18 protein-coding genes and 1 tRNA gene are annotated in these 23,623 nt (G+C 50.4%); 11 read left to right on the forward strand and 8 right to left on the reverse strand.

The genetic code is table 11. The features are described from left to right. Positions 1 to 3: 3 nt before the first annotated feature. Genes ACJJIV_RS20215 through ACJJIV_RS20225 form a run of 3 tightly spaced genes read right to left on the reverse strand, consistent with a single transcriptional unit; the run spans position 4 to position 4,225 of the window. Positions 4 to 1,278, reverse strand: a complete 1,275-nt coding sequence (locus ACJJIV_RS20215; protein WP_444890141.1) for a glycosyltransferase — start codon at positions 1,276 to 1,278, stop codon at positions 4 to 6. Next, a complete protein-coding gene (locus tag ACJJIV_RS20220) occupies positions 1,275 to 3,518 on the reverse strand; it encodes a hypothetical protein (protein ID WP_444890142.1) in 2,244 nt (747 codons plus the stop codon). Before ACJJIV_RS20220 ends, ACJJIV_RS20215 begins: the two co-directional genes overlap by 4 nt. Next, the gene (locus ACJJIV_RS20225; RefSeq protein ID WP_444886380.1) at positions 3,518 to 4,225 is read right to left on the reverse strand and encodes a TVP38/TMEM64 family protein; all 708 of its coding nucleotides are present in this window, start codon (positions 4,223 to 4,225) and stop codon (positions 3,518 to 3,520) included. The genes ACJJIV_RS20220 and ACJJIV_RS20225 overlap by 1 nt, the downstream gene beginning before the upstream one ends. A 304-nt stretch (positions 4,226 to 4,529) precedes the next feature. On the opposite strand from ACJJIV_RS20225, the gene ACJJIV_RS20230 reads away from it, so the two are divergent. The 5 genes from ACJJIV_RS20230 (at position 4,530) to ACJJIV_RS20250 (ending at position 13,006) form a co-directional block, all read left to right on the forward strand. Beyond that, on the forward strand, positions 4,530 to 5,852 hold the full coding sequence (locus ACJJIV_RS20230) for a TolC family protein (RefSeq protein WP_444890143.1): 1,323 nt from the start codon (positions 4,530 to 4,532) through the stop codon (positions 5,850 to 5,852). A 2-nt stretch (positions 5,853 to 5,854) separates the two neighbouring features. Beyond that, a complete protein-coding gene (locus tag ACJJIV_RS20235) occupies positions 5,855 to 6,961 on the forward strand; it encodes an efflux RND transporter periplasmic adaptor subunit (RefSeq protein ID WP_444890144.1) in 1,107 nt (368 codons plus the stop codon). An 18-nt stretch (positions 6,962 to 6,979) separates the two neighbouring features. Continuing rightward, the gene (locus tag ACJJIV_RS20240; RefSeq protein ID WP_444890145.1) at positions 6,980 to 10,669 is read left to right on the forward strand and encodes an efflux RND transporter permease subunit; all 3,690 of its coding nucleotides are present in this window, start codon (positions 6,980 to 6,982) and stop codon (positions 10,667 to 10,669) included. Between the two features lie 129 nt (positions 10,670 to 10,798). Then, positions 10,799 to 11,065, forward strand: coding sequence for a hypothetical protein (locus ACJJIV_RS20245; RefSeq protein WP_444886376.1), 267 nt, complete (start codon positions 10,799 to 10,801; stop codon positions 11,063 to 11,065). A gap of 1,002 nt (positions 11,066 to 12,067) precedes the next feature. Then, positions 12,068 to 13,006, forward strand: a complete 939-nt coding sequence (locus tag ACJJIV_RS20250; protein ID WP_444890146.1) for a UDP-glucose 4-epimerase family protein — start codon at positions 12,068 to 12,070, stop codon at positions 13,004 to 13,006. Positions 13,007 to 13,221: 215 nt separating this feature from the next. Here ACJJIV_RS20250 and ACJJIV_RS20255 read toward each other — a convergent pair whose 3' ends face one another. Further along, positions 13,222 to 13,773: a hypothetical protein gene (locus ACJJIV_RS20255; RefSeq protein ID WP_444890147.1), complete on the reverse strand. Its 552-nt coding sequence runs from the start codon at positions 13,771 to 13,773 to the stop codon at positions 13,222 to 13,224. 538 nt (positions 13,774 to 14,311) lie between these two features. Here ACJJIV_RS20255 and ACJJIV_RS20260 point away from each other — a divergent pair. Both ACJJIV_RS20260 and ACJJIV_RS20265 read left to right on the forward strand, forming a co-directional pair. Continuing rightward, positions 14,312 to 15,478 (forward strand): patatin-like phospholipase family protein, encoded by a 1,167-nt coding sequence (locus ACJJIV_RS20260; protein WP_444890148.1) that lies wholly within the window; start codon positions 14,312 to 14,314, stop codon positions 15,476 to 15,478. Between the two features lie 78 nt (positions 15,479 to 15,556). Beyond that, positions 15,557 to 16,291, forward strand: a complete 735-nt coding sequence (locus ACJJIV_RS20265; protein ID WP_444890149.1) for an SOS response-associated peptidase family protein — start codon at positions 15,557 to 15,559, stop codon at positions 16,289 to 16,291. Positions 16,292 to 16,674: 383 nt separating this feature from the next. Here ACJJIV_RS20265 and ACJJIV_RS20270 read toward each other — a convergent pair. Both ACJJIV_RS20270 and ACJJIV_RS20275 read right to left on the reverse strand, forming a co-directional pair. Beyond that, positions 16,675 to 16,762 (reverse strand) — tRNA-Ser (locus ACJJIV_RS20270). Positions 16,763 to 16,926: 164 nt separating this feature from the next. Continuing rightward, a complete protein-coding gene (locus ACJJIV_RS20275) occupies positions 16,927 to 19,890 on the reverse strand; it encodes an Rne/Rng family ribonuclease (protein ID WP_444890150.1) in 2,964 nt (987 codons plus the stop codon). On the opposite strand from ACJJIV_RS20275, the gene ACJJIV_RS20280 reads away from it, so the two are divergent. Continuing rightward, a complete protein-coding gene (locus ACJJIV_RS20280) occupies positions 19,889 to 20,374 on the forward strand; it encodes a hypothetical protein (RefSeq protein ID WP_252081844.1) in 486 nt (161 codons plus the stop codon). The genes ACJJIV_RS20275 and ACJJIV_RS20280 overlap by 2 nt on opposite strands. Before the next feature lie 123 nt (positions 20,375 to 20,497). On the opposite strand, the gene ACJJIV_RS20285 is transcribed toward ACJJIV_RS20280, so the two are convergent. Beyond that, positions 20,498 to 20,689: a hypothetical protein gene (locus tag ACJJIV_RS20285; RefSeq protein WP_444886370.1), complete on the reverse strand. Its 192-nt coding sequence runs from the start codon at positions 20,687 to 20,689 to the stop codon at positions 20,498 to 20,500. On the opposite strand from ACJJIV_RS20285, the gene rluC reads away from it, so the two are divergent. Beyond that, positions 20,688 to 21,683 (forward strand): 23S rRNA pseudouridine(955/2504/2580) synthase RluC, encoded by a 996-nt coding sequence (gene rluC / locus ACJJIV_RS20290; protein ID WP_444890151.1) that lies wholly within the window; start codon positions 20,688 to 20,690, stop codon positions 21,681 to 21,683. The genes ACJJIV_RS20285 and rluC overlap by 2 nt on opposite strands. Positions 21,684 to 21,695: 12 nt before the next feature. Continuing rightward, entirely contained in the window at positions 21,696 to 22,340 is a 645-nt protein-coding gene (locus ACJJIV_RS20295) for an HAD-IA family hydrolase (RefSeq protein ID WP_444890152.1), read from the forward strand. On the opposite strand, the gene ACJJIV_RS20300 is transcribed toward ACJJIV_RS20295, so the two are convergent. After that, the gene (locus tag ACJJIV_RS20300) at positions 22,330 to 22,929 is read right to left on the reverse strand and encodes a Maf family protein (protein ID WP_444890153.1); all 600 of its coding nucleotides are present in this window, start codon (positions 22,927 to 22,929) and stop codon (positions 22,330 to 22,332) included. The genes ACJJIV_RS20295 and ACJJIV_RS20300 overlap by 11 nt on opposite strands. A 108-nt stretch (positions 22,930 to 23,037) precedes the next feature. Here ACJJIV_RS20300 and ACJJIV_RS20305 point away from each other — a divergent pair, with 108 nt between their 5' ends. Continuing rightward, positions 23,038 to 23,580, forward strand: coding sequence for a YceD family protein (locus tag ACJJIV_RS20305; RefSeq protein WP_444890154.1), 543 nt, complete (start codon positions 23,038 to 23,040; stop codon positions 23,578 to 23,580). Positions 23,581 to 23,623 lie beyond the last annotated feature (43 nt).

The following is a 23,623-nucleotide window of genomic DNA, read 5'->3' on the forward strand; positions in this document are numbered from 1 at the left end:
CGGCTATGGCTCCGGTGCCTGGCCAAATGCCGCACCGGCGGCTCCGGTCAGTCCTTCGATAATCTCCCACTGGGCACCAATAAGATTGCGCATGCGCATCCACTGGGCGAAGAGGGAGTCATCCAGGGCCCATCCGTATTTGAGCAGAGGTTGATAGAGATCCAGCGCTCTCTGTGCACAGCTGTGCATAGAGAAATCCCGTGCGGTATTTAAGGCTTCTCGGTTGAGAGCCTGGCGTTGTTCCGGGGGTAGCTGGTAAAGCCAGCAGATTGCCTCAATAAAGCTTTCCAGGTTTATTTCCGTCACCAGTCGCCCATTTTTACCATTGCGTACCATTTCTCGGGAGCCGTTGGCATCCAGGGCAATAACTGGCACCCCTCCAGCCATGGCCTCAGAGAGCACTAGCCCCTGAGTTTCACTGGTAGAGGCGAAAACAAAAGCATCCATGGCGTTGTACATGTCCCGGCGCGCCTCGCCGAGCACTGCACCGGGCATATGCAGACGCTGGGAAAGCCCCCGGCTGGCAAAAATTGCCTGCAGCTCATCCTCAAGAGGTCCGCTGCCGGCAAACAGGAAGTGAGTGTTGCCTTCATCCCGCATAAACCTCGTCACTGCATTGCAGAGGAAACGCAGATTTTTTTCCTGACCAAAGCGGCCCAGATGGCCCACCACAAATGCGGACTTGGGAATACCCAGGCGCCGACGCACCTTGCTGCCGTCGCCGTTGTTATAGTCCTCCAGTTGAACGCCCGTGGGCACCTCGGCGATGGGGGTTTGAACGCCGCGCTCGCGCAATAATTTAACAATGCTGTGGCTGGGTGCCAGTACCAGGCTGGACAGGTTGGCGTAGCGTGTGGCCAGCTCAATCACGAAGCGTTTCAGCACTTGAGAGTCAGCGGGTACATAGTGGGTATAGTGCTCATAGAGCGTGTGGTGGGTGAAAACCAGCGGTAGTTCCCGCTGCCGGGCTACCCGGAGGGCAGTCATACCCAGAAGAAAAGGGTGGTGGGCGTGAACGATATCGGGCTTGAATTGATCTAGCCGATCACTCAAATCCGGTGAAAAAGGCAGTGCTACCGAGAAGTCGCTGCCATTGAAATTTTGGATGGCGTGGATGCGTACAACGTGCTTTTCCCCGGCGATTTTCTCTGGAAATTCCGGGGCCACGATCAAAACCCTGTGCCCTCGCTTGCGATATTCCTCGCTGAAAGCAGCGACCGAGTGCGCCACGCCACCGACATGGGGTAAGTAGGTGTTGGTCAGCATGACGATATTCACTGGGATTTTAACTCCACAGATTGCAGCCCCTCGCCAACCAGTGTGGGTGGAAAGCCAATGGGGTTAACAGCAATGGCCGGTGGCTTTCCGTACCAGTCTGCGGTCCAGGAGACCTTTGGGCGGACTCCGGGAGTGATCTCTAGGGAAATCACTCCAAAGCGCGTCGGCGCTGGGCCGAAGCGAATGGGGACCTTGGCAGACGTATCCTTGAGCCATTCCGGCGGTAATCCTGAGACCAGTATCAAGGCGTCCTGTTCCTCTCGCACAAAGCAATTGCGCTGCATGGCGACCCACTCTGCAGCGGCCCAGGCATGCTGCCCGTCGCCCATGCAACCGCCCAGGGAATGGGGGTGGATGGCTTCAGGCCACTGGCCGGTGGGGGAGGCCAGTTTGGCGACACTGCGCATTAACTCCAGGCATCGCCGATCCCCGGCGCGCAGTAAGACCTGGGCAATATGTAGTGTGAGGTAGGCATTGATACCCGAGTGGATCATATCTTGAAAGAAACCGCCGCTGACAAAGCATTTGTCGATCAAAAAGTCAGCCAGGTCGATCAAGCGGGGATCATCCGGGGGGTAGAGCTGTAGTGGATAGCCTGCCACCACGGACCCGATAGCTCCGGCATCCAGGCGCCGGTTGGGAGAGGCCGGCATGGCGGATCTTCCGAGCCTTTCTTGAGCACTGCTGAGGCTTTCGTCAATGGTGCGCTGAAAATCATTGGCGGCAGTGCTGAATCGGTGTGCATTGTCGTCGATGCCTTCTCTGGTGCAGATGGCGGCAGCGGCGTGTAATCCGGCTACTCCCCAAAAGTCATCCCAGTAGTAACAGTCGTTGGGGCCCAGGTGCTCTGCACTGAAGCCCGCTGGTAACAAGCCCGCACAGAGGCTGCCATCCTGGGGCAGGCGCTTGTTGATAATCCATCTGGCTCCCTTGAGGATGGGCTCGCACCAGAATTGCTTAAGCGGCTTATTTGCCAGTTGGCAAAATAAGTTGAATATCCAAAGAGCTTCGCCGTTGGAATCCCACTCACCATCCTGGGAGTGAAAAAAACCATCGCGTTTTTGTCGATGGGGAAACTGATCCAAAGCCCGTTCTGCGCGATCTATCAAGCCTGCGTAAAGCAGTGACTGGATCATAAAGGCGGCATCCCGGAACCAGAATCGCTTGTAGGTGTAGGGGCCTGGGTACACATCTTTGGGTGAGTGCAGAATCAGGGTGCGAATGGCTGAGTCGTAGAGGAACTGGAAGTCCCGATCTGGAATCTTGAGCGCGCAGTGGCCTGCCAAGCTTTCCGCCCAGCTTTTCGTCTCTGTGTCTTTAGGGGTTTCGCTGTCGAGGGGAACTGAAACTTCCAGCTTCAGGGGTTTGTGACGCTCTAATCGAAACATGGCTGCAGCGGAGGCCATGCCCACATCACATTCACCCTGCATACGCCCAGTCTCGTCTTTCAAGTGCAGGTAAATATCCCCACCGCGATAATCTGAGGCCAGGTGCTTGTCGATGGGTTGACTGAATAAAACCGCTTGCTTGTCTTCAATGAGCCACCCCCGGCCTTGGTCATTGAGGCGTACCTTGTGTACAAAACTGACCCCCTCTGGATTACATGGGCGCAGGACCACCAATAGCCAGCCGCTGTCCCGGCAACTGGCGGTAAGTTTAATGTTGCAGTGGGGGGCTCCATCAATGGCTTCTACGGCTACAGTGTTGCGCAGTTTGAGTCCGTGGCGAGCGGATTCCGTGACCACAGAGAGGTGATCATCCAGTTCCTGGTGTTGCTCACAGTAGGTGAGTGAGGCGGGAGTTAATTCCTCGCCACCGTCGCCGATTACCCAGGCATCAATAGACCACCCATCGTAATAAGGTGTGACCAGGCCACGGGGATCGACCACCGGCAAAGCCTCACAGTCCGGCAACCCCACAGCGGTCCAATTGCGGTGGCTGAGGTTACAGTGGGTAATAGAAAAAGCCCGGGGGATAAACGAATTATCTCGTGGGTCAAACTGGCGTTGTATCCAGTAGGGCCAGACCCAGTCCAGGTTGTGCTGGATTACCTTGCTATTGATCAGTGCACGGGCGTGAAATACCGCACCCGCACGCAGTAGCTCAATGGGCTCGCTGACTTCTGAGGGTTCGGCGAAGCGCTGCAAGCGTGCCATCAATGTCAGCGGATCAAGAAAACCGTGGGCGGTGGCAAATCGGCGTACGAAGAAGCGCCACGGTAGCCATTTCATCCAGGGCATTAGAGATCCTCTTCTTTCACGATCTTCTTCAGGGCGCGTCGCGCCATGCGTGTGAGGCCGATCAAGGCTAGTACAGCCAGTACAAAGCCCATGATGTAAAGCGCCCATTGCACCGTAGTGCGCTCTTCTACCTCACCCAGGGACGTTAGATCCGCGGCGATGGAGCCTACATATACATTGTTCAGAGTGAGGGGGATAACCCCCAGAGCATTGCCCAGTATGAAATCCCGCAAGCGAACCGGTGTTAGCCCAAAGAAATAGTTGGAGAGCTTGAAAGGGAACAGTGGTACCAGGCGGGTTAACATGATCATCTGCCAGCCCTCACGACGAATCACTTCGCCCACCGTGGCGGGCTTTATGTGGGACATAATCCAGCGTGATGGCCTCTCTCCGAGCAAGTAGCGGGCAATCAGAAAGGCCAAGGTTGCGCCGAGGACGGTTCCCACCAGTACCAACAAAGTGCCTTTGATTACTCCAAATACAAATCCTGCGCCCATGGTGAAAATAACACCAGGCAACAACAATACGATCGCTAGGGCAACGATTAACACGAACAGCAGGCTGGTTTGCCAGCCCTGCTCATTGAGCCACTGGAACAGTTCGATCAGTCGCTCATCCAGGTTGAAATACATCATCAGGCTGAGCGCACCGGCCACGGCGATCAGGCAAATCAAAATCACAATTACCGGTAGGAATTTCACCGCCATAGAACTGCTCGGGAGCCAACAACAAGCGGTTTTGATCGCCGCCAGTTATTAGCCTAGCCAATGGAAAAGGGCAGGTGAAACTTCATTGTGGCGCATCCGGGTTTTATCGGGCGCTAGCACCTAGAAAAGATTCATTGGCGGGGAAATGGCTCAGGCAGATATAAAAAAAAGAAATATGTAGGGGGAGTACACTGGTTGGCGTGGGGATAGGCGTGCTGACTAAGCGGTGAGCATGAAGCACATATACTTACTGGAATAATTGCATATTGTGCGGGTGTGTGCTGCTGCCAGGAAGGGGTGATCGTTGTTCAAGGGCGGGTTCGCAATATGGATCTTTATCGGCGCTGCCTGGAGCTCTGCCCCTGAGCCTGTGCTTCCGCTCAATGATGCAGTACAAACGGCCATTCGTACCAACCTGCGGGTGCAGGGCGCGGCTCTAGAAGTCGATGAGGCGGGTGATATGGTTGAAGCGCTAAAGACACGCCGTTACCCGCGTTTGGAACTGAATGCCGCCATTAATCACAACCTCACCACCCAGAGCTATACCTTCCCTGAGGGTAGCCTTGTTCCCGATTCTGAAATAGGACCAATCCCACCAAACAATGTGGAGATCACCACCGAGCAGGGAACTACTGAGATCGTCTCCTTCAGTGCGCGCCAGCCTCTTACCCGTCTCTACACTATTGCCTTGGAAATCTGTGAGGGCTATGTCACCACTGCTATGGCGGTGCAAAAAGTGCGCTGGACGCAGCAGGATGTCGCTTTTTTGGTAAAGCTGCAATATTTCGAGGTGGGCAGGATTATCGGTGACCTCCAGGCAATTGATGAATCTATTTTGTTCTTGAGTTCCCTGAGTGACCTGGTGCGCAATTATGTCGACCAACAGGTGGCACTGGAATACGAGTTGCTGGATGTACGTGCCCGCTTGGCCCAGCGCCAACTGGAGCGTCAGCGCAGGATTGATGAGATGATTACGGCCAAGGAGCGACTCAATGCTCTATTGGGGCGCGATGTAGAAACGCCATTTAGCGTCGAGTACCTCCCTGTACCTCATCAAGTCGTGTATGACACCGATGCATCCCTGGTGTTGGCCTTTGATCAACGCCCTGATTTTATTGAATCACTGTTGGCCATTGAGAAGGCTGAATACAGCTACGATGTTAAGAAATCTGAATATATTCCCGATATAGACTTTCACTTCAGTTATCTCAAGCTCTTTAACGTAAGCCTTGTGCCTGATGCCGAGGTAATCGTTGCTTTAGATTTACGCTGGGAGATTTTTGACTGGGGACGCAAGCGGGATGAACTGGCCAGCCGCGCGAGTAAGATTGCTGGGGCTGAAGTCAAAATGGGGGAGGTTCGCAGCCAAATCGAAATAGAGGTGCGTGATAGCTTGCGCAAATTGCGGACTGCGCAGGAATCGGTAGCTGTAGCCCGAGAACTACAAGCGGCATATCGGGAAAAGTTACGGGTAATGATCAACCGCTATCGTGAGCAAACGACGCTATTAACCAACGTACTGGAAACGGAAACCCAGCTCGATCGCGCCAACAGCGATTACAACAAAGCGGTACTTTCTGTCTGGAGGGCGTTAGCCGAATACGAAAGAGCGGTGGGGGAGGTGTAACGATGTTGCGTTTACCCCTTTTACTGATGTTTCTGCTCTTACTATCGGCCTGCCAAAGTGAGCCACCGGAGAAAAGTCCGGTGCCTGTGCAAGCTACAGTGGCTCGTACAGAAAGTGGTATTGAAGGTTATCCATACTCTGCCGTGGTCCACCCCTATACGCAGGTAGATGTAGCATTTAGAACAGAGGGATATATCGATGAAATTCCAACTCGCCGGGCTCTTGGAAAAATAAGAATATTGCAGGGCGGGGACCGAGTGATTCAGGGAGAGCCCCTGGCTATCGTCAACGACGAGCAATACAGAGACAAGGTGGTTGAGGCGGCAGCGAATGTCAGTAAAGCAGAGGCTGCTCGGAGGAAAGCAGATCTGGACTACAAAAGAGCTTCGGCCCTTTTTGCTACCGCAAGTATCACGGCGCCGGATTACGACGCCGCCCGGGAGGAGTATGAGATCTCACAGGCCTCGGTTGTAGGCTCTAAGGCACGCCTGGATAACGCTAAAGAGAATCTTAATGACACGGTGTTACGTTCACCCCTTACCGGAATTATTCTTCAACGCAATATAGAGGTCGGCACTCTGGTGCAAAGGGATGCCATTGGTTTTGTGGTTGCCGATATCTCTCGTGTCAAAGTGGTTTTTAATGTGCCCGATGTGGTGTTGAGCTTTGCCAAACTGGGTAGTGTTATCTCTATGATGACAGAGTCCCAACCAGGCAAGACTTTTACTGGCCAGGTCACAGAAGTTTCCCCGAAAGCAGAGGAGCGCACCAGAGTTTTTGCCATTACCGTAACCGTGCCTAACCCCAATGCAATATTAAAACCGGGCATGATTATGAGTCTTTTACTGGACAAAATGCAGCCTCAGCCAAACCGGGTTGTGGTGCCCCTTTCATGTTTGGTCCCGCAGTCAAATGAATCGGAAGGCTTTGCCGTTTTTGTATTGGAAATTGACAACAATGTTTTACAGGCAAAACTGCGCAGAGTGGTTCCAGGGCCGGTAGTGGGTAACAAAATTGTTGTTTTACACGGCCTCAAGGAGGGGGAGCGGGTTGTGTCCAATGGCGCGTCACAATTACAGGATGGTCAGGCGGTAAGGATAGTGCCCTAGTGCCTCAAGGGAATATCAATGGCGGTTAAAGACGAAAAAACCAGAGAAGAAATCCTGGAAGCTGAAAGTGAGCACCGTTTTAATACCGCTCGCTTTTTTGTCGATAACTCCTCCATTTCATGGGCGCTACTGGTTGGGGTTATGTTTTGGGGGCTTATCTCTTATATCGCGATGCCCAAAAGTAAGGATCCAGATATTCCCGTCCGTATAGCCACAGCAACAACTAAATGGCCAGGGCAAAGTGCCATCAAAGTTGAGGAGCTGGTAACACGACGAATTGAAGATGCCATCGCCCAGAGTGAATATCTATACCAGCCAGATGCGCGGTCCTTTGCAATAAAATCACTGACCCTTAACGGTGTGTCCGTAGTACAAACTCAGCTTGCCCCTCACACCGATGTCACCAAGGCATTTAATGATATAAACCTGAAACTTATTGACGCGCAGAGTCAACTGCCTTCAGGGACACAGGCTACTCAATTCAATGATGAATTTGGGGATACGGCTGCCGTGCTTTTGGCAGTAGCCAGCCCAAGGGCCGGAGCTACTGAAATTAGCCTCCGAGCAGAAAACATTCGAGAAGCATTATCGGAGGTTCGCGCCAAGTATAAAAACCAGGGAGTAGAGCAGAGGGTCAGTATTATGGTGGCCCTGCCGCTTTCAGTGCATGGGGTGAATAGCTTGGCTGCCTTCAAGGTCTTGTCCCGGTGGATGGAGAAGCAAGGTTATGGCACTGCATTTAAAATTCTGTCGGGCCCCGGTTATATTGGCGTAGATTTTACTTCTGATAAAAGCGATGAAGAGTTGATGCGTGCGGGATATCGTTTTTTAAATGAACGACTCAGTGCACAGAGATTCTTTCCCGATGCCTGGGATCCATTTATTGTGCGTGATCTTGCTAAAACTCGTGAACGTCTTACCGGAGTAGCGGGAGCAAAATATAGCTATCGGCAGCTGGACGATTTCTCTGATCTGATTGCTTCGAATATTTATACTATGCCTCAGGTGAAACGGGTGCTGCGTTCCGGGGTGCTGCAACAGCAAGTCGATTTGGTTTATTCCCAGGAGCGGCTTGCTTCTTACGGCCTGCGCCCGGATATGATTGGCCCAATACTCAATGCCCGCAATACAACCATTCCTGGCGGCAATCTGACTGTTGAGGATATGGATGTTGTAATATTCCCCAGTGGGGACTTTAGCAATTATGAAGAAATTGGGGACGTACCTATCACTTTGAGTGATGATGGTACTCCAGTGTACTTACGGGGTGTACTGGATGTTTCAATGGGATATGAGTCGCCGCCAGAGCTATTAAATTACTATGTTAGCCAGTCTAAACACGATGGAACATGGCAACGGCATCGCAGTGTCAACTTATCGGTACAGATGCGTGATGGTGAGCAAATCGGCGAGTTGGGTAAGGCACTCACTAAGCTGTTGGATAAGGTTAGGGCCGACTTACCGCCAGATTTAATTATTGAAAAAGTATCTGATCAGCCCAGACAAGTAAAGGAAAGTGTGGGGCTTTTTATTGAAGCGTTGGTTGAAGCCATTATCCTTGTGGTTATTGTCGCTTTTATTGGGTTTTCTGATTGGCGTTCCGCCGTCCTACTGATGATCTCAATCCCGATTACTTTGGCAATGACTTTTGGTTTTATCCAGTTTATGGGGGTGGATATTCAGCAGGTCTCTATTGCAGCCTTGATTATTGCTTTGGGACTTTTAGTGGATGACCCTGTTGTTGCCGGGGATGCCATCAAGCGGCAAATGGCCGCGGGCAAGCCATCGTTCATTGCAGCCTGGCTTGGGCCAACCCTACTCGCGAAAGCCATTTTCTTTGCGACGCTCACCAATGTGGTTGCGTATTTACCTTTTTTACTGCTAACCGGTAATCAAGGTGATTTTTTGCATAGTTTACCAATTGTTATGGCCTGCGCATTGATCGCCTCCCGTATAGTATCTATGACGTTTCTGCCTTTCATAGGAAATCTTCTATTGCGTCCACCAAAGCGTATAGAGCCAACACTGGAGGAGCGGCGGAAACATGGGCTTACAGGTGTGTACTATCGAACCGCTAGCTGGGCAATAGATCATAGGAAACTTGTGCTACTGGCATTTTTACTTATTCTGGTAGTGGGAGTGGTATTGAAAACGCAGTTGAAGAATGCTTTTTTTCCCGATGATATTCAATATTTGTCCTATGTGGATGTTTGGTTGCAGAATGATGCAAGCATTGATGCAACAGATAGTGTTGCCAAACAAGCGGAGCAGGTGATTAGACAAACAATAGAAAAGTATCAAAAAGAAAATGGTGGAAATTCTGATGAGTCAATTCTACAGGCGCTGAGTACTACTGTTGGTGGAGGTGCGCCGCGTTTTTGGTATACAGTGAATCCTCGGCCACAGCAGGCTAATTATGGTCAAATTATTATCCGTATCAATGATAAAAATCTGACTCCAAAGTTGGTTCCGATTATTCAGGAAGCCCTCAGTAAGAATATTCCCGGAGCCGATCTGGATGTGCGCCAATTGCAAACTACCCCGGTAGATTACCCCTTTGAAATAAGGGTTTCAGGGCGTGTGACAACAGGCTCTGAGGAAGAGCGTAAGGATATTATCATCCTGCGAGATATTGCCGAGAAAGTGAAAAATATTGTACAGAAATCGGCATATGCTCGTACGGTTCGCCAGAACTGGGGAGAGAGGAGTCTTGTGCTTTATATGAATGTTCTTGAAGACCGGGCAGCGATGTCTAGAGTCACCAATGCCGATATTGCCCAGGCTTCATCAACGGCAATTAATGGTAGTGAGGTATCCACATTACGGGAGGGAGACAAAGAAATACCAATTGTTGTTCGCCTCCGACTGGATCAGCGTGGGCAATTGCAGGATATTAACAACCTTTATGTGTTTTCATCCGATACGGAAGTAAGAGTTCCCCTAGAGCAGGTGGCTACAACAAGAATTGACTTTAGAACTGAGCGAATTCGTCGTTTGGAAAAATTTCGCACGATTTCCGTTTTTGCATACCCTTATGCTGGATTTATTGCCTCAGATATTATGGGAGATGTAAAAGGTGAGTTAGATGCCTTGCAAAAGACGCTGCCCAGTGGTTACCAAATACAAGCTTCTGGAGATGCGGCTAACTCAACACATGGGTTTGCACAGCTACTCATGATACTTGGTGTTTCCTCAGGGGCCATTTTTTTGGCTCTGGTTTTCCAGTTTAGTAACTTATTGAAACCCTTGGTGGTATTTGCCACCGTACCATTGGGTATGGTGGGTGCCCTTGCAGCGCTATATATCACTGGCCAGGCATTCGGGTTTATGGCTTTTCTGGGGATAGTAAGCTTGGTAGGGGTAATTGTCAGCCATATTATTGTCTTGTTTGATTTTATAGAAGTGCGTCATGCCGCAGGCGATCCTTTCAGAGAGGCATTGCTGGACGCGGGGATCCTACGGCTAAGACCAATCCTGATCACAATAGCGGCTACTACCTGCGCCCTGGTGCCTCTCGCCTTCCATGGTGGCCCTCTTTGGCAGCCCTTATGTTTTGCCCAAATAGGAGGCCTGATATTGGCAACCTGCGGTACTTTGCTACTGGTACCGGTGCTCTATACCGTGATGGTGGTGGATCTAAAGTGGATTCACTGGCACGAGAGGGGTTCAGGCGCGGAAGACGGCAGTAGCAACATGGTAGAAGCATAAGAAATCTACTTAACCACCAGTGTCCTTCAGCGGGATTAGTCACCTCATATCGCTTAATTGGTTTGGTATTGACTATGGTTGGAGCCTAAACCTTAATTCCCCAACAGAGGAAGCCCGATGCGCCTGTTAATGAAAATCCTGATCCCCGTTAAAAGTGGCAATAATGCTATCGCAGACAAGTCCATGCCGAGAGCCTTCAATGATTTTATCGCTTCGGCTGAGCCTGAATCCTCCTATTTCTTTTTAGAGGATGGTAAGCGCGCGGCTATTTTTATTCTTGAGGAGAAGCGGCAGGATCATCTGATGGCTTATAACGAAAAGTTTTTTTCAGCTCTGGGCGCGGAAATTTGGATTACCCCAGTGCTAAATCAAAAAGAACTACAAAAACACCTTTAAGTCTTGACGTAGGCAAGTTTGGTTTCTCCGAAAGAGCGTAGTTGGGGCTTAAACTTCGCGACACTAGACTAACTTTCTAGTTTGTTTACAGTTTAAGTCTCTCGCTTCGGACTGTCCGGGCATCTAAATTTATTAGGGTCTGCTTATGCCTACAAATGGTAATAAACGGATTGGACAGTCACTAGTTGGTTTAAACAGTCTATTGATACTTATCATTTCCACATTCTCAGCCGGCACTATGGGGTTTGATAGCGGCCCTTTAAATGGTTTTAGTGCCTCTAAATGGTCAACGTCTCATAGGTTAACGACTAGTTACTATCTAAAGAAGCTTCCTCTGGGTGGCACTAGCCCGACTCCAGTAATATGTTTGTCTAAGAGGAAACTTTTAGCCGTTTCACCCATTGATTTTTTCTCAGATCAGCCCGCGTCAATCACGGTACGCTGGGCTATCCCTTCTAGGGCCAATGCTAGGGGGGGCGCGACACCGCAAAGGATTATAGCTTCGCCTGTTCGGCACTTTGATGCGGTAATAGATAAAGACTTTAAAGCAAATTTGGCCCGCAAAAGATACCATCGCATCTGTGACCGTAAGGTTCCCAGAGATCTTAACCCCTGTGCTGAGGCTCGCTGGCATTATCGGCAAGCCAAGGCTTGCTTGGCAGCCCGAGAAAAGTGGGAGATTAAATGGGGAACCGCAGAAACTACTGAGCCCCATCGGCGTGCTCTAGAGAATGTCAGAGCCAGAGTGAAAAATGCTGGCAAAGCTAAGCTTCGTTTTTGCAGCCTTAGAGATCAAAACTAAAGCTCGAATAATAGATAAGAGAGTATTCGAAGCCCCTCTGCTGATTACTTTTGAGTTGTCTAATCATTTCTTAGCCAAGATACTTTTATTTTCAGGCTACCCGATAAGAGCTCTTTATCGTCAACCCTTCCACCAGTGACTCATTGCTTCCCCATCTGTAAACTACTCGTTGATGAAATTAATTGATATGGGCGGGGCTTGTGGAAGAGCGAGTATTGTTGACCGGTGCCAGTGGCTTTATTGGAAGTGCTCTTTTATCAGCCCTGCGATCTAAAAGGGTCAAGGTACTGCCCGTGTATCGCCAGGAGGTAGAAGGGGGGCTTTATGTACCTCGCATAGATGCGGAAACTGACTGGGGTAGCACACTGAACAACATTGATGTGGTGATCCATACTGCCGCGAGAGTTCATGTGATGCAAGAAAGTGCTGTCGACCCCTTGGCAGAGTTTCGCAAAGTGAACTTGGAAGGTACCTTACAACTGGCCCGCCAAGCTGCATCTTCAGGAGTAAAAAGGTTTATTTTCTTAAGCTCTATTAAGGTGAATGGGGAATCCACTACTGGCAGAGGCCCATTTACCCCAGAGGAACTCTCAAATCCTGTAGACCCCTATGGGATTTCAAAAAAAGAAGCTGAGGATGCCTTACTCGCTCTGGCAGAGGAAACTGGCCTGGAAGTGGTTGTTATTCGTCCACCACTAGTCTATGGACCTGGAGTAAAAGCTAACTTTCAATCCATGATGCGTTGGCTGCAGAAAGGTATTCCACTGCCGTTAGGTTCAATTAACAATCGGCGCAGCCTGGTTTCTGTCTATAACTTGATCGACTTGATCACAGTTTGTATTGAACACCCGAACGCAAGAAATCAAGTCTTCCTTGTATCTGATGGTCTTGATATGTCTATCACGGATTTATTGCGGCGGCTTTCAAGGAGCCTAAGATGCCGGGCTCTATTGATACCTGTGCCAGCATCTGTTCTGATCTTTACTCTCTCCCTACTGGGGAAAAGGGCTGTTGCCGATCGTCTATGTGGTTCTTTGCAAGTGGATATTGGAAAAACTATGAACCTGCTTGATTGGCTGCCACCGGTATCGGTAGAAGAGGGGCTTGCTAAGACTGCTGAAAGCCTGCAGAAATCTTAGTTTATAGATTATAGAAGCCTGGGAGTATCTGAATGATCCCGCCAGGCTTTCGGCTCTATTTTTTGGGAGTGATCAGACTATTCACAAACCTGTTATGAAGACTTTGCCTCGTTAAGCAATCCAGGCGCTGAAGTCTGTATAGGTATTCCGGAGCTACTCAGAGATCCCACAATTTAAAGGTCACACAATAAGTAATTGTGATGGCCTTCCAGTTTTTAGCCCCGTCTATTGACAACACTGGAGTAAAAACCCATTAGATAAGAGCTGGGCACTTCGATAACCGAGCGATGACCTGACTTTGCATAAAGCTTCACTGTAAGGCTTTCTCGCTTCTTGAGAGCATTGATGATCTGATTTTCACTCAATGTGACTTCCAGAGTTTCTTCAAGCATGCATTTAAATGCTGATGCACAGTTGAGGACTTTTCGATCGAGTTGGGATAGCTCAACCTCGTTTCCACCACTAAATGTGGCTGTGTCATAGTTGCGCCAGTTTTCCCGGTATGTGATATCAATACGCAGTTGGTATTGGGGGCTTCCGCCATTCTTGGGGGCAAGAGCACGTAGCATATAGTAGTACAGGTTGTGATCCGAGCCATCGGTGGTTGCCTGCATTGGAGGGCCGCTATATTCAGTTGCGTTATTTTCGGAACTATTATGTATCGTTACCGCCTGACGAACTTCACTAGCACTTTTTTGTGTGATGCTTGTGGTGGCGCTACATCCAGCTAGTAAGACAGCTGCCAGGTAGGTGGTGAACTTAGTCATAGGTCTTTTCCCAGTTTATTAGGGTTCTTTTATGGGGGGAGTATCTCATATTTGACGCTAATTGTAGGGATTGTTGCATTTTTTTTGACAAATGCCAGCGATAAAGTTTTGCATAAGATTTGAAAGACCAGGATGCTAATGAATCAGTTAAGTCTGTTAGAACATATAGTGTGAGCAAGTTTCGAGAGGCTAGGCGTAACGTTCGTTAAGGATAATTGTAAGGCTATGAATAGGATAATGGCAGTAGGACATGAGTAGTCAATATCTGTATTTGCCTACAGAGAAGAAAAGCCACTAGTAATTCGTTCTCATATTTTTCGAAAAAAGGATTATCTTGCTCTTTTTATGTCTGTTCGGATAAGTGTCTTGGGGGTGAAATTTTATATAGGTTTAATACTTTACTTGGGGGAATTTGTTTGTGGTATGTTATTTTTGATAAGACACAAGTCTCTCCAATAGAATTTACAGCTAGCTTATGATGGTAGAGTCAAACTTAAGGTTTGTGCTTATACTTTGTATGTAGGGTAGAGGTGCTGTAATGAAAATCAAGCATTCTGTAGTCATTTTCTTTTTATTAGTAGTGGCTCTAGGTTTGCTGGTTTTTTCTTACAATTATGTTTTTGTTCGCGGTATCAAGTTTGATTCCCAGCCGATTGCAGAGGAGTTAATAAAAAGCAATGAGGCGTTAGAGAAAAAGGAAACAATTAATATTCTGATCATTGAAGGGGGTGGCGTCAGGGGGCTTATACCTCTCTATGTGATACAGCACATTGAGAAACAATTGGGGAAGCCTGTAGAGGAAGTGTTTGATGTCTTTAGTGGAGTTTCAACAGGTGCCATTATTGCCACCAGCTTGAATATTCCACTTTCTCAATTGGGTCGGCTTGATTTTGATCATGACAACATTTCCTCAAGAAGTGAAAGGTTAATAAAAGTATATGAAAAAGAAAGCGAGTTTCTGTTTTCAGTGCCCTGGTATCATAATGCCTTGACATTAAATGGATACCTCTCGCCGCAATTTATGGGTACCCATCTTTCAGAAGTCTTGGAGCGAAATTATTCCCCAGCGATGAATTTTACCAGCTTAAATAATTATGTAATTATCCCGTCTCTGGATGTACATAATGGACGGTTGCATCTTTTTAAGAATAGAGGGATAAAAGCTTTAGATTTGCCTACTAATACGCTTTATCAGCTCGTTGCTGCTGCATCGAGTGCAGAGGCTTTTTTTACCCCTGTTGATTTTGTGGGGCCAGACAAGAAGATTACTCATCGTTACTTTGCGGATGCAGCAATCACGGCTAATGATCCGGCTAACGTCATCTTGCATGATGTAATAAAAAATTTTCCAGGCAAAAACTACTACTTGCTGATTCTTGGTTCCGGGATACATCCAGTTCATACTATGGGTTTTGATTATAGAAGTCTTAAGAGTTGGGGGAAATTACGCTGGTTCCATGATGCAATATTTAGCATGACACGATCAATGGATTATCAGCAGATATTTTCTCTGGAAATTGCTGAGTCTTTGGCGCCCTCGCGGGTGAAATATGATTATCTAAATGTTGAGCTCATTGACCCCTTTGTGGGCCCTTTTGATTACAAATCAATTGACAAGCTTAAGATTCTTTCAGATAGGCTTATTGACGAAAATGAAGAGGAGATTGATAAAATAGTGGATTATCTGAAAGGTGAAGGCAGGTGATACACTCCTCTTAAATTCTCTTTCTTCTTTTAATCATCTTATTAGTGTGGTTCAGCCCACATTCTACGGTGAATTTCCATGTGCTACTCCTTTACGGCCCCTAGTGACAAGACGCTGTCATCACTTCCTGTAGGGTTTAGAGCGGATGTGAATGCCTGGAATCAATTCCGCTTCAACCAAAAATGGGAGAACTGCTCTGCTAAAGCGGAGGTTCGCCACGCGCTAGGGTTGAAGGGGCTACCTCGTGTCAGTCAATTCCGCCTTGCAGGGCCAGGCGAAAGAGTATACCCCCGCTATTTTGCGCCGGGCATAATATGTGATGGAGGTCAGAATTGGTTGCGCCCGCTACGTTACTCGATACGCCTATCCAACTCGGCTTGGGATCTAGCGACAAAATACAGTCTATATAACGCTCGGCTAGATAGATTGCTTGAAGCAAAAACCTGGCGCTCCCTGATTGGCCACCAGCATGGGATATTACCATTCACGAGTTTCTTTGAGTGGGTCGAACATAAGGGTAAGAAAGCTCAGGTCCAGTTTACTCCAAAGGGTAAAGATTTGATGTGGGCACCAATCCTTTGGGACTACTGGGAATCATTGGGGGGAGAGGTTGGTTACTTCTCATGCACCTTGATTACCGATGACCCGGCTCCAGAAGTTGAGGCGGTTGACCATGACCGTAGTCCAGTTTTTCTAGGGGCGGATCATATGTTGACTTGGTTAAATGCTGAATCTAAATCAGCTGAGGGTTGGCAAGATTTCTTAGCTGGGCATCGTGAGCCAGTAGCTTATCGTCACTACATGATGGTATGAGCAATGGGAGCCACTTGCTCATGGGTATATCCTTCCCGGTAGGTCTTTATTTTTACATGCTACGCTCATGAGTGGTATGCGCTTTCCTTATGATGCTCCCCCTTTTTTTGTGGTGGTAGTTGTGGCGCTGGATGGTCAGCTGACTTGTTAAAGTTATTGATGGGGACGCGAGTAGTTACTAGTTACTGGCAGTCAATGAAAATATCCGCCAGTTCCTATCCGGGATGGGTATGAACTGATTGCGGAAGGACTGCCACGGTGCCAATTCGATACAGTAGGGGCGGAGCGGCTTTTGCTGTGAAGATCTTACAAAAGTTAAGTGGGGGAGCACAAAGGGCACAAACCAAAAAGCCCTGATAAATCAGGGCTTTCTGCATGAATAATGGCGGTGGGGCAGGGATTCGAACCCTGGGACCTGTTACAGTCAACGGTTTTCAAGACCGCCGCTTTCGACCACTCAGCCACCCCACCAAATTGTGCTGTGCATTATACATAGCTTCGTGCTACATACAAGTGCCGTTTTAAATTTTTTCAATTAGTTCAATGGGTTAGGTGATTTATTGACCAGTCAAGGGCAATTCTTCAGATGTAAAAAGCCGCCAGCAGCTGAGCTGCTAGCGGCTTTGATTGGTTGCTTAGCCTGCTTCTGCAGAATTGTGGTCAGTATTAGCCTGTGTTACTTGACGTGCCACACGCGGGTCATTGGCTGGGCGTGCAAGTGTGCGAGGGCTGTGCTGGATGGCCGCTGGTTGAGCGGTGTCTAGCGGCTGCTGGGAGCCTATGTCACGATGCTCTGTCACGATTGCCAACTCCAGCAATGGCTTGGGGTTGATGCGCGGGTCGTTGCCGGCGCGTCCCTGAGTTGCCGGCGTAGCGATTTCCTCAGAAGCTTTAGCTTCTGCAGCCATCATTTCCTCTCTGGCGATAGCGTCGCCTTGCTCTACCGATGCCTTTGCGGCTTCACTGGCTTCTTTTAGGGCAGTTTCTTCAGCATCTTCAGTTGCTGCGGTAGCCTCCACGTTAGTAGCAAGTGCTGACACTTTTGTGGCTTTTACTTCTTGAGAGGCTTTGGGGGTTACCAGGGTAGGAGAGGGTTGCTCTTCTCTGGTTGCAGTAGCCTTTTCAGGTGTTACTGGCTGCTGAGCGGGTGCCTCGTTTGTGATTGCTGGCTGTGCCTTTGGGGAGGCCTCTGCAACTGGTTTTACTTCCGCTTGGCTTTCAGAAACCTTAGGCGCAAAAGGCTTTTGCTCAGGAGCCTTCACTACAGGCTTGGACTCGGTTACCTGGGTGGGCTCGGGAGCTTTTTGCTCTTTGTGCTTGTGCTTGGGCTTCGCCGCCTCACTCACAGGAGCTTCGGTTAAGTTATTGGCTGCGGTATCCCTGGATTTCCTGGCTTCACTTTCCGCTTCGTCAATCGCTTCATTGACTTCGCGATTTAGCTCTTCCTGGCTCTGAGCTACGGCTGTGGCGGCAGTGTTTTCTGTACGGCGGCCACGACGACGAGCTTGTGGACGGCCGCGAACATTGCTGGGGCGACGTGCTGGGCGATCCTGATCGGCGCTTTCATCTACCTGTGAGATGTTTTCGTTAGTATTACCCTCGGAGGCGTTGCCGCGATTTTCATCTTTACGGCGATTGTCTCCGCTGCGGCGGCGGCGGCGACGGCGCTGTCCTTCACCGCGATCGGCTCCGCTATCACGCTCATCGAACGACTTTGTGGTCTGCCTGGCTTCGCGGAGGTCATCGCTCTTGCTATCTTCGCGGCGATCGTCTTTGCGGCGATCGTCTTTGCGGCGAGCCTGACGTTCATTGCGACTGCCCCGGTTGCCACCGCGCTGATTGCGATTGCGGTTGCGATTGCGCTGGTAATCTTTACCGCGGTTTTGGGACTTCTGATGCTTCTTGGGCTCTTCTTCTTTGCTGGTGAAAAGCTCAGCAATAGCGTTTATCAGGCGGCTAAACAGACCTGGCTCCGGTTTTTTCTCCGGAGTTGGTGCCGGTGCGGTGTGCGCGAGCGGTTGTACAGCAGGCTGTGCTTGTGGGCGCTTAGGCTGCTCTTCTTTCTTGGTGACAGTTTCCTCTACGCTTCCAGATATTTTATAGGAGGTTTCGAGGGTAGATGTGTCGTCATCGCGTAGGCGTTGAACTTCAAAGTGCGGCGTTTCAATTTCCGCATTTGGTACGACCACTACGCGGGTTTTATTGCGTGACTCAATTTGGGAGATCGCCTTGCGCTTCTCGTTGAGGAGATAGGTGGCAACATTTACCGGGGTAATTGCGCGAATCTCTGCGCTGCGCTCCTTTTTGGCCTCTTCTTCTACCAGGCGCAAGATAGAGAGGGCCAGAGATTTGGTGCCGCGAATAGTGCCTTGGCCGCTACAGCGGGGGCAAACGCGGAAGGTGGTTTCACCGAGAGATGGGCGCAGGCGCTGGCGTGACATTTCCAGCAAGCCGAAGCGGGAGATGCGGCCAACTTGTACACGGGCGCGGTCCATGCTGAGAGCTTTCTCCATGCGCTTTTCAACTTCGCGCTGATTGGACTTGCTTTGCATGTCGATAAAGTCGATCACGACCAGGCCGCCCATATCGCGCAGGCGCAGCTGGCGGGCAATCTCATCGGCGGCTTCCAGGTTGATGTTGCGCGCGGTCTCCTCAATGTCTCCGCCTTTGGTGGCGCGGGAGGAGTTGATATCAATGGAGACCAGTGCTTCAGTCACATCAATAACGATTGAGCCACCGGAGGGAAGTTTTACTTCGCGTTCAAAGGCGGTCTCAATCTGGCTTTCGATTTGGTATCGGTTGAAGAGCGGAATTGAGTCTTCGTAGGGTTTTACCTTGTGGGCGTAATGGGGCATTACTTGGCGGGCAAATTCCGAAACAAGCTCGTACGCTTTTGGGTCGTCGACGATGACTTCGCCAATATCATCGCGCATGTAGTCGCGAATTGCGCGAATGATTACATCGCTTTCTTGGAAGAGAAATTTTGGCGCACTGTTTTTGCTGGAAGCTTCTGTTATAGAGTTCCACAGTTTTAGCAGGTAGTTGAGATCCCATTGCAGCTCTTCGCCACTGCGGCCCACACCGGCGGTGCGCACAATCATGCCCATGCCAGAGGGGACATCCACGCTGGCTAGGGCGTCACGTAGCTCAGAGCGTTCATCGCCCTCAATGCGGCGGGAGATGCCGCCGGCACGGGGGTTGTTCGGCATTAGTACCAAGTAGCGCCCGGCGAGACTGATAAATGTGGTGAGGGCCGCGCCTTTGTTGCCGCGCTCTTCCTTATCTACCTGAACAACAACCTCCATCCCCTCTTTGACGACATCTTTAATCTTGATGCGGCCTTCGATGTCCTTGGGTTGCTTGAGGAAGTATTCTCGGGAAATTTCTTTCAGGGGAAGGAAGCCGTGGCGCTCTTCACCGTAGTCGACGAATGCGGCTTCAAGCGAGGGTTCTACACGGGTGATTTTACCTTTGTAGATGTTGGCTTTTTTCTGTTGACGGGTGCGATTTTCAATATCCAGGTCATAGAGCCACTGGCCGTCCACCAGTGCTACACGCAACTCCTCAGGCTGGGTTGCGTTGATCAACATTCTCTTCATGCGTGTCGATTTCCTTGCGTTGCGCAAAGGTGAGACACCGCTCATTGCAGGCTTGCTTATGGGCCGCCAAGAGGAGATGACCTGGTGGCGGGGCAGGGAAGTTAGAGAGGCTGTCTGTTCCGCAAATTCAGTCTACGCGGCCTTTCGAGACGAGCGTTCGCCCAACATTCCACTGCAAAAACTCCGGATATGCGATGCTGTGCTGCTATCCGTTGGCACTTACCAGTACCTTTCTTCCTTTAGTACCTTACGTTTAGTACTGCCCTGTACCGGGGCCGTGGGTTTCCATGGCCGGGTTGGGCGCCACCCTTGGGTCAGTTTCAAGCTGGGTGGCAAGGTTTGCGTCATCGTTTCTAGCTCTGTAGCTCGGCTTTTGGCCGCTACTCTTCTTCTATATTTTGTTGACCAGGTTAAAGTAAGCAGTTGTCTCCTGGTTGCCAGTTCGGTCGCTGGCATTATCTACAGAGCGGGACGCAAGTTTTGAGTCGTCCTTTCAAGCGCTGCGGGTCGCGGCCCGTCTTACCTTCGCGATTGTTACCCACTTAACTGTGGGCTGTTGTGCTGGTGAGGCCCCCTTGAGATTCTCGTTTTGGGGAGTGCTCATCAGCTAAGTTTTTATCAATAACACGGGTATGCCCGCGCACTGGCCGAACAGCAGTATTTTCTCCGAAGCCATGGCTATCTCTTCATGTGGGAAGCCGCCGATGACCGAAAACCAGCCGAATTCAGGCCGGCCGAATATAGCACGGGCAGGGAGGTGCTTCAATTGTCCTTGCAGCGGCGCTATGATGCGCGTCATGCGAAGTACACCTCCCCTGAAAACGGCTGCGGCCGACACTCCCTCTGATACCTGGAACCCCTCTGGCGGCGTGCAGTTTTTGACTGTGCCTGAAGAGCTGGCTGGGCAGAGGATTGACAATTTCCTTCAGGCACGCCTAAAAGGTGTGCCCCGTTCACGCGTTTACCGAATCCTGCGCAAGGGTGAGGTAAGGGTAAATAAAGGACGGGTAAAGGCAGAATACAAGCTCGCGGCGGGCGATGTGGTGCGTGTGCCGCCAATTCGTGCGGCAGAGCAGGCTCCTGCCCCCCATGCTGGAGAGCAGCTGCGCCAGTTGGTGCACGACTCCATACTTTATGATGACAAGGGCCTACTTGTGATCAATAAGCCTGCCGGCCTTGCCGTTCATGGCGGTAGTGGCGTCCGGCTTGGTTTGATTGAAGTGCTCCGGCAGATGTATCCGCAGAGCCCGTTTATTGAGCTTGTGCATCGCCTCGACCGGGATACTAGCGGTGCGATCATGGTGGCGCGCAAGCGTAATGTTTTACAGCATGTGCAGGCGGAACTGAGGGGCGGACGGATTGGGAAGTCTTATCTGGCGCTGGCGGTAGGTAAATGGCCTCGAGGTAGGAGGGTTGTTGAAGCCCCGTTGCGTAAAAACACCCTCAAGAGTGGTGAGCGGATGGTCTCGGTGCATCAGGATGGAAAGGCTTCCGAGACGCGCTTCCAGGTGTTGGAGCGTTTTAAAGCGGCAACACTGTTGGGCGCAGAGCCGGTAACCGGGCGCACCCACCAGATTCGCGTGCACGCCCAGTTTGTTGGTTGTCCCCTGGCGGGTGATAGTAAGTACACCGGTGATGAGGATAACCGTGCGTTTCGTGAGCGAGGCCTTAAGCGTCTTTTCCTGCACTCGGCTTCTGTGCGCTGCACGCCTCCAGACGGCACCGATGTGCATGTTGAAGCGCCGCTACCCGCTGAAATGCAAGCGCTATTAAAGAAGTTGCGAGACGAGTAAAGGGGCGCGGCGATGCTGGTTATTCTCGATTGGGATGGCACTGTTTGTAATTCCGAGGCGCGGATTGTTGACTGCATGCTGCGCGCGGCGGCGCGAGTTGGTTTGCCGGCACTTTCTCCTGGAGCGGTGAGCAATATTATTGGGTTGGGTTTGCCGGAGGCGGTGACCACCCTTTTTCCTGAGGCTGTTGATAAAGATCGGCAAGCCTTGAAGCAATTCTATTCAGAGGAGTGGATGGCGGCGCGAGTGGAACCCCTACCTTTATTTGATGGGGTTTTAGATACTTTGGATGCGTTGCTTTGCCAGGGGCATCAGTTGGCGGTCGCCACGGGGAAGAGTCGTCGAGGCCTCAGTCGGGAGTTTGAAGAGCATGGCATGGAGCACTTATTTATAGCGAGCCGCTGTGCAGATGAAACTGCTTCCAAGCCAGACCCATTGATGCTGAGTGAGCTGCTAGCTGAAGTTGATTGCGGTGTTGATGATGCGGTGATGGTTGGTGACACCACTTATGACTTGGCAATGGCGGCAGCGATTGGTATGCCCGCCGTGGGGGTTAGCTATGGCGCTCATTGCCCAAGTCGCCTGCGGGAGTGTAATCCCCAGGCGATTATCGATGAGTTTCCCGGGTTGCTGGGTTGGCCGCCGCTTAGCTCTTAGCAGTTGATTTCAGTGGATCTATACCAAATTCGCCGAGCAGATCTACCAGGCGAATTAGGGGTAAACCTATAAGAGTGTTGATGTCGGTGCCGTCGAGCTTTTCAAATAATGCTATACCGAGGCCCTCCACTTTAAATGAGCCTGCACAATCGTAGGGCTCTTCCAGCTCAATATATTTTTCAATTTGCGGAAGGCTGAGTGGCCGGAAATACACTGTAAAGGTTTCCACGGTGCTCACTTGGCGGTTGCTTGCGCTTTCCAGCAAAGACAGCCCTGTATGGAAGGTAACTTTGTTGCCGGAGCAGGCCTGTAGTTGAGCAATGGCTTTGTTGCGATTACCGGGCTTGCCCAGAATTTGTCCCCGGCATTCTGCAACCTGGTCGGAGCCGATGATCAGGGATTGGGGGTTGTCTCGCATTAAAGCGCGAGATTTTTCCTGTGCGAGCCTTAAGGCAAGGGCGTCAGCGGCCTCCCCCGGCTTGGCATCTTCATTTATATGGGGAGACGCGGTCTGAAAGGGGAGGTGGAGTTGCTTCAGTAGCGCCCTGCGGTAGGGGGAGCTGGAAGCTAGTATCAGTGTGGAGGCCATTATTTGGGCGGTTCCATGGTTGGTTAGGTCAAAGTTTGTGACCGAGCGATACTGCAGTGACTGAATTGTTTTGACAAGGGTAGGGTGAGTCCATAGAATTGCGCGCTTATGTCGATAGCCCCCTCTAAATCAGTATTGCCTAAGAGCGTTGACGCTCGGAAATTGGTGCAGCGCGAGCAGTATCTGGAAGGTATTTTGCCTCTGGAGTCACTGCAGCGACTACGTGAAGCCGTTGAGTCTGTGAAAGGGGAGGTCGAGGCTGAAATCCAATTTGGCCGCGACCTGCAAAATCACCTCACTGTTAGCGGTAAGGTGCACTGCGCGGTGGATTTGTTATGCCAGCGTTGCCTGCATCCTGTAGGCGAGCAACTCGAGGCGCAGTTTTGCTGGGGTATCGTTTGGTCTGAAGAGCAGGGCAAGGCCCTTCCCAAAGACTTGGATCCGGTGATTCAGGATGGCGATGAGCTGGACTTGCACCAGATCCTTGAAGATGAAATTTTGCTCAATCTGCCGATGGTGGCTTATCACAATGAGGAGTGTGTCTCCAAGGAGACTTTCCATATTGGTGAGAAGGCATCTGAAGCGGGTGAGCAACGGGAAAACCCCTTTAAAGTGCTGGAGCAGTTGAAGGGTTCTTCGGGAAAATCCTAGATTTTCTCTTAGAGTTTGGGCTCGCCGGTAGGCGCCCCGGTTC

The sequence above is a fragment of the Microbulbifer mixtoriginis (SeqCode) genome (assembly GCF_052466765.1).

Bases quoted from the DNA above. Each gene is read 5' to 3' on its own strand.
- ACJJIV_RS20280 (WP_252081844.1), top strand. From the start codon at position 19,889: ATGCGTGTCGATTTCCTTGCGTTGCGCAAAGGTGAGACACCGCTCATT.
- ACJJIV_RS20240 (WP_444890145.1), top strand. From the start codon at position 6,980: ATGGCGGTTAAAGACGAAAAAACCAGAGAAGAAATCCTGGAAGCTGAA.
- ACJJIV_RS20235 (WP_444890144.1), top strand. From the start codon at position 5,855: ATGTTGCGTTTACCCCTTTTACTGATGTTTCTGCTCTTACTATCGGCC.
- ACJJIV_RS20295 (WP_444890152.1), top strand. From the start codon at position 21,696: ATGCTGGTTATTCTCGATTGGGATGGCACTGTTTGTAATTCCGAGGCG.
- ACJJIV_RS20220 (WP_444890142.1), bottom strand. From the start codon at position 3,518: ATGCCCTGGATGAAATGGCTACCGTGGCGCTTCTTCGTACGCCGATTT.
- ACJJIV_RS20275 (WP_444890150.1), bottom strand. From the start codon at position 19,890: ATGAAGAGAATGTTGATCAACGCAACCCAGCCTGAGGAGTTGCGTGTA.
- ACJJIV_RS20255 (WP_444890147.1), bottom strand. From the start codon at position 13,773: ATGACTAAGTTCACCACCTACCTGGCAGCTGTCTTACTAGCTGGATGT.
- rluC (WP_444890151.1), top strand. From the start codon at position 20,688: ATGCGAAGTACACCTCCCCTGAAAACGGCTGCGGCCGACACTCCCTCT.
- ACJJIV_RS20305 (WP_444890154.1), top strand. From the start codon at position 23,038: ATGTCGATAGCCCCCTCTAAATCAGTATTGCCTAAGAGCGTTGACGCT.
- ACJJIV_RS20285 (WP_444886370.1), bottom strand. From the start codon at position 20,689: ATGACGCGCATCATAGCGCCGCTGCAAGGACAATTGAAGCACCTCCCT.
- ACJJIV_RS20265 (WP_444890149.1), top strand. From the start codon at position 15,557: ATGTGCTACTCCTTTACGGCCCCTAGTGACAAGACGCTGTCATCACTT.
- ACJJIV_RS20260 (WP_444890148.1), top strand. From the start codon at position 14,312: ATGAAAATCAAGCATTCTGTAGTCATTTTCTTTTTATTAGTAGTGGCT.
- ACJJIV_RS20300 (WP_444890153.1), bottom strand. From the start codon at position 22,929: ATGGCCTCCACACTGATACTAGCTTCCAGCTCCCCCTACCGCAGGGCG.
- ACJJIV_RS20225 (WP_444886380.1), bottom strand. From the start codon at position 4,225: ATGGCGGTGAAATTCCTACCGGTAATTGTGATTTTGATTTGCCTGATC.
- ACJJIV_RS20245 (WP_444886376.1), top strand. From the start codon at position 10,799: ATGAAAATCCTGATCCCCGTTAAAAGTGGCAATAATGCTATCGCAGAC.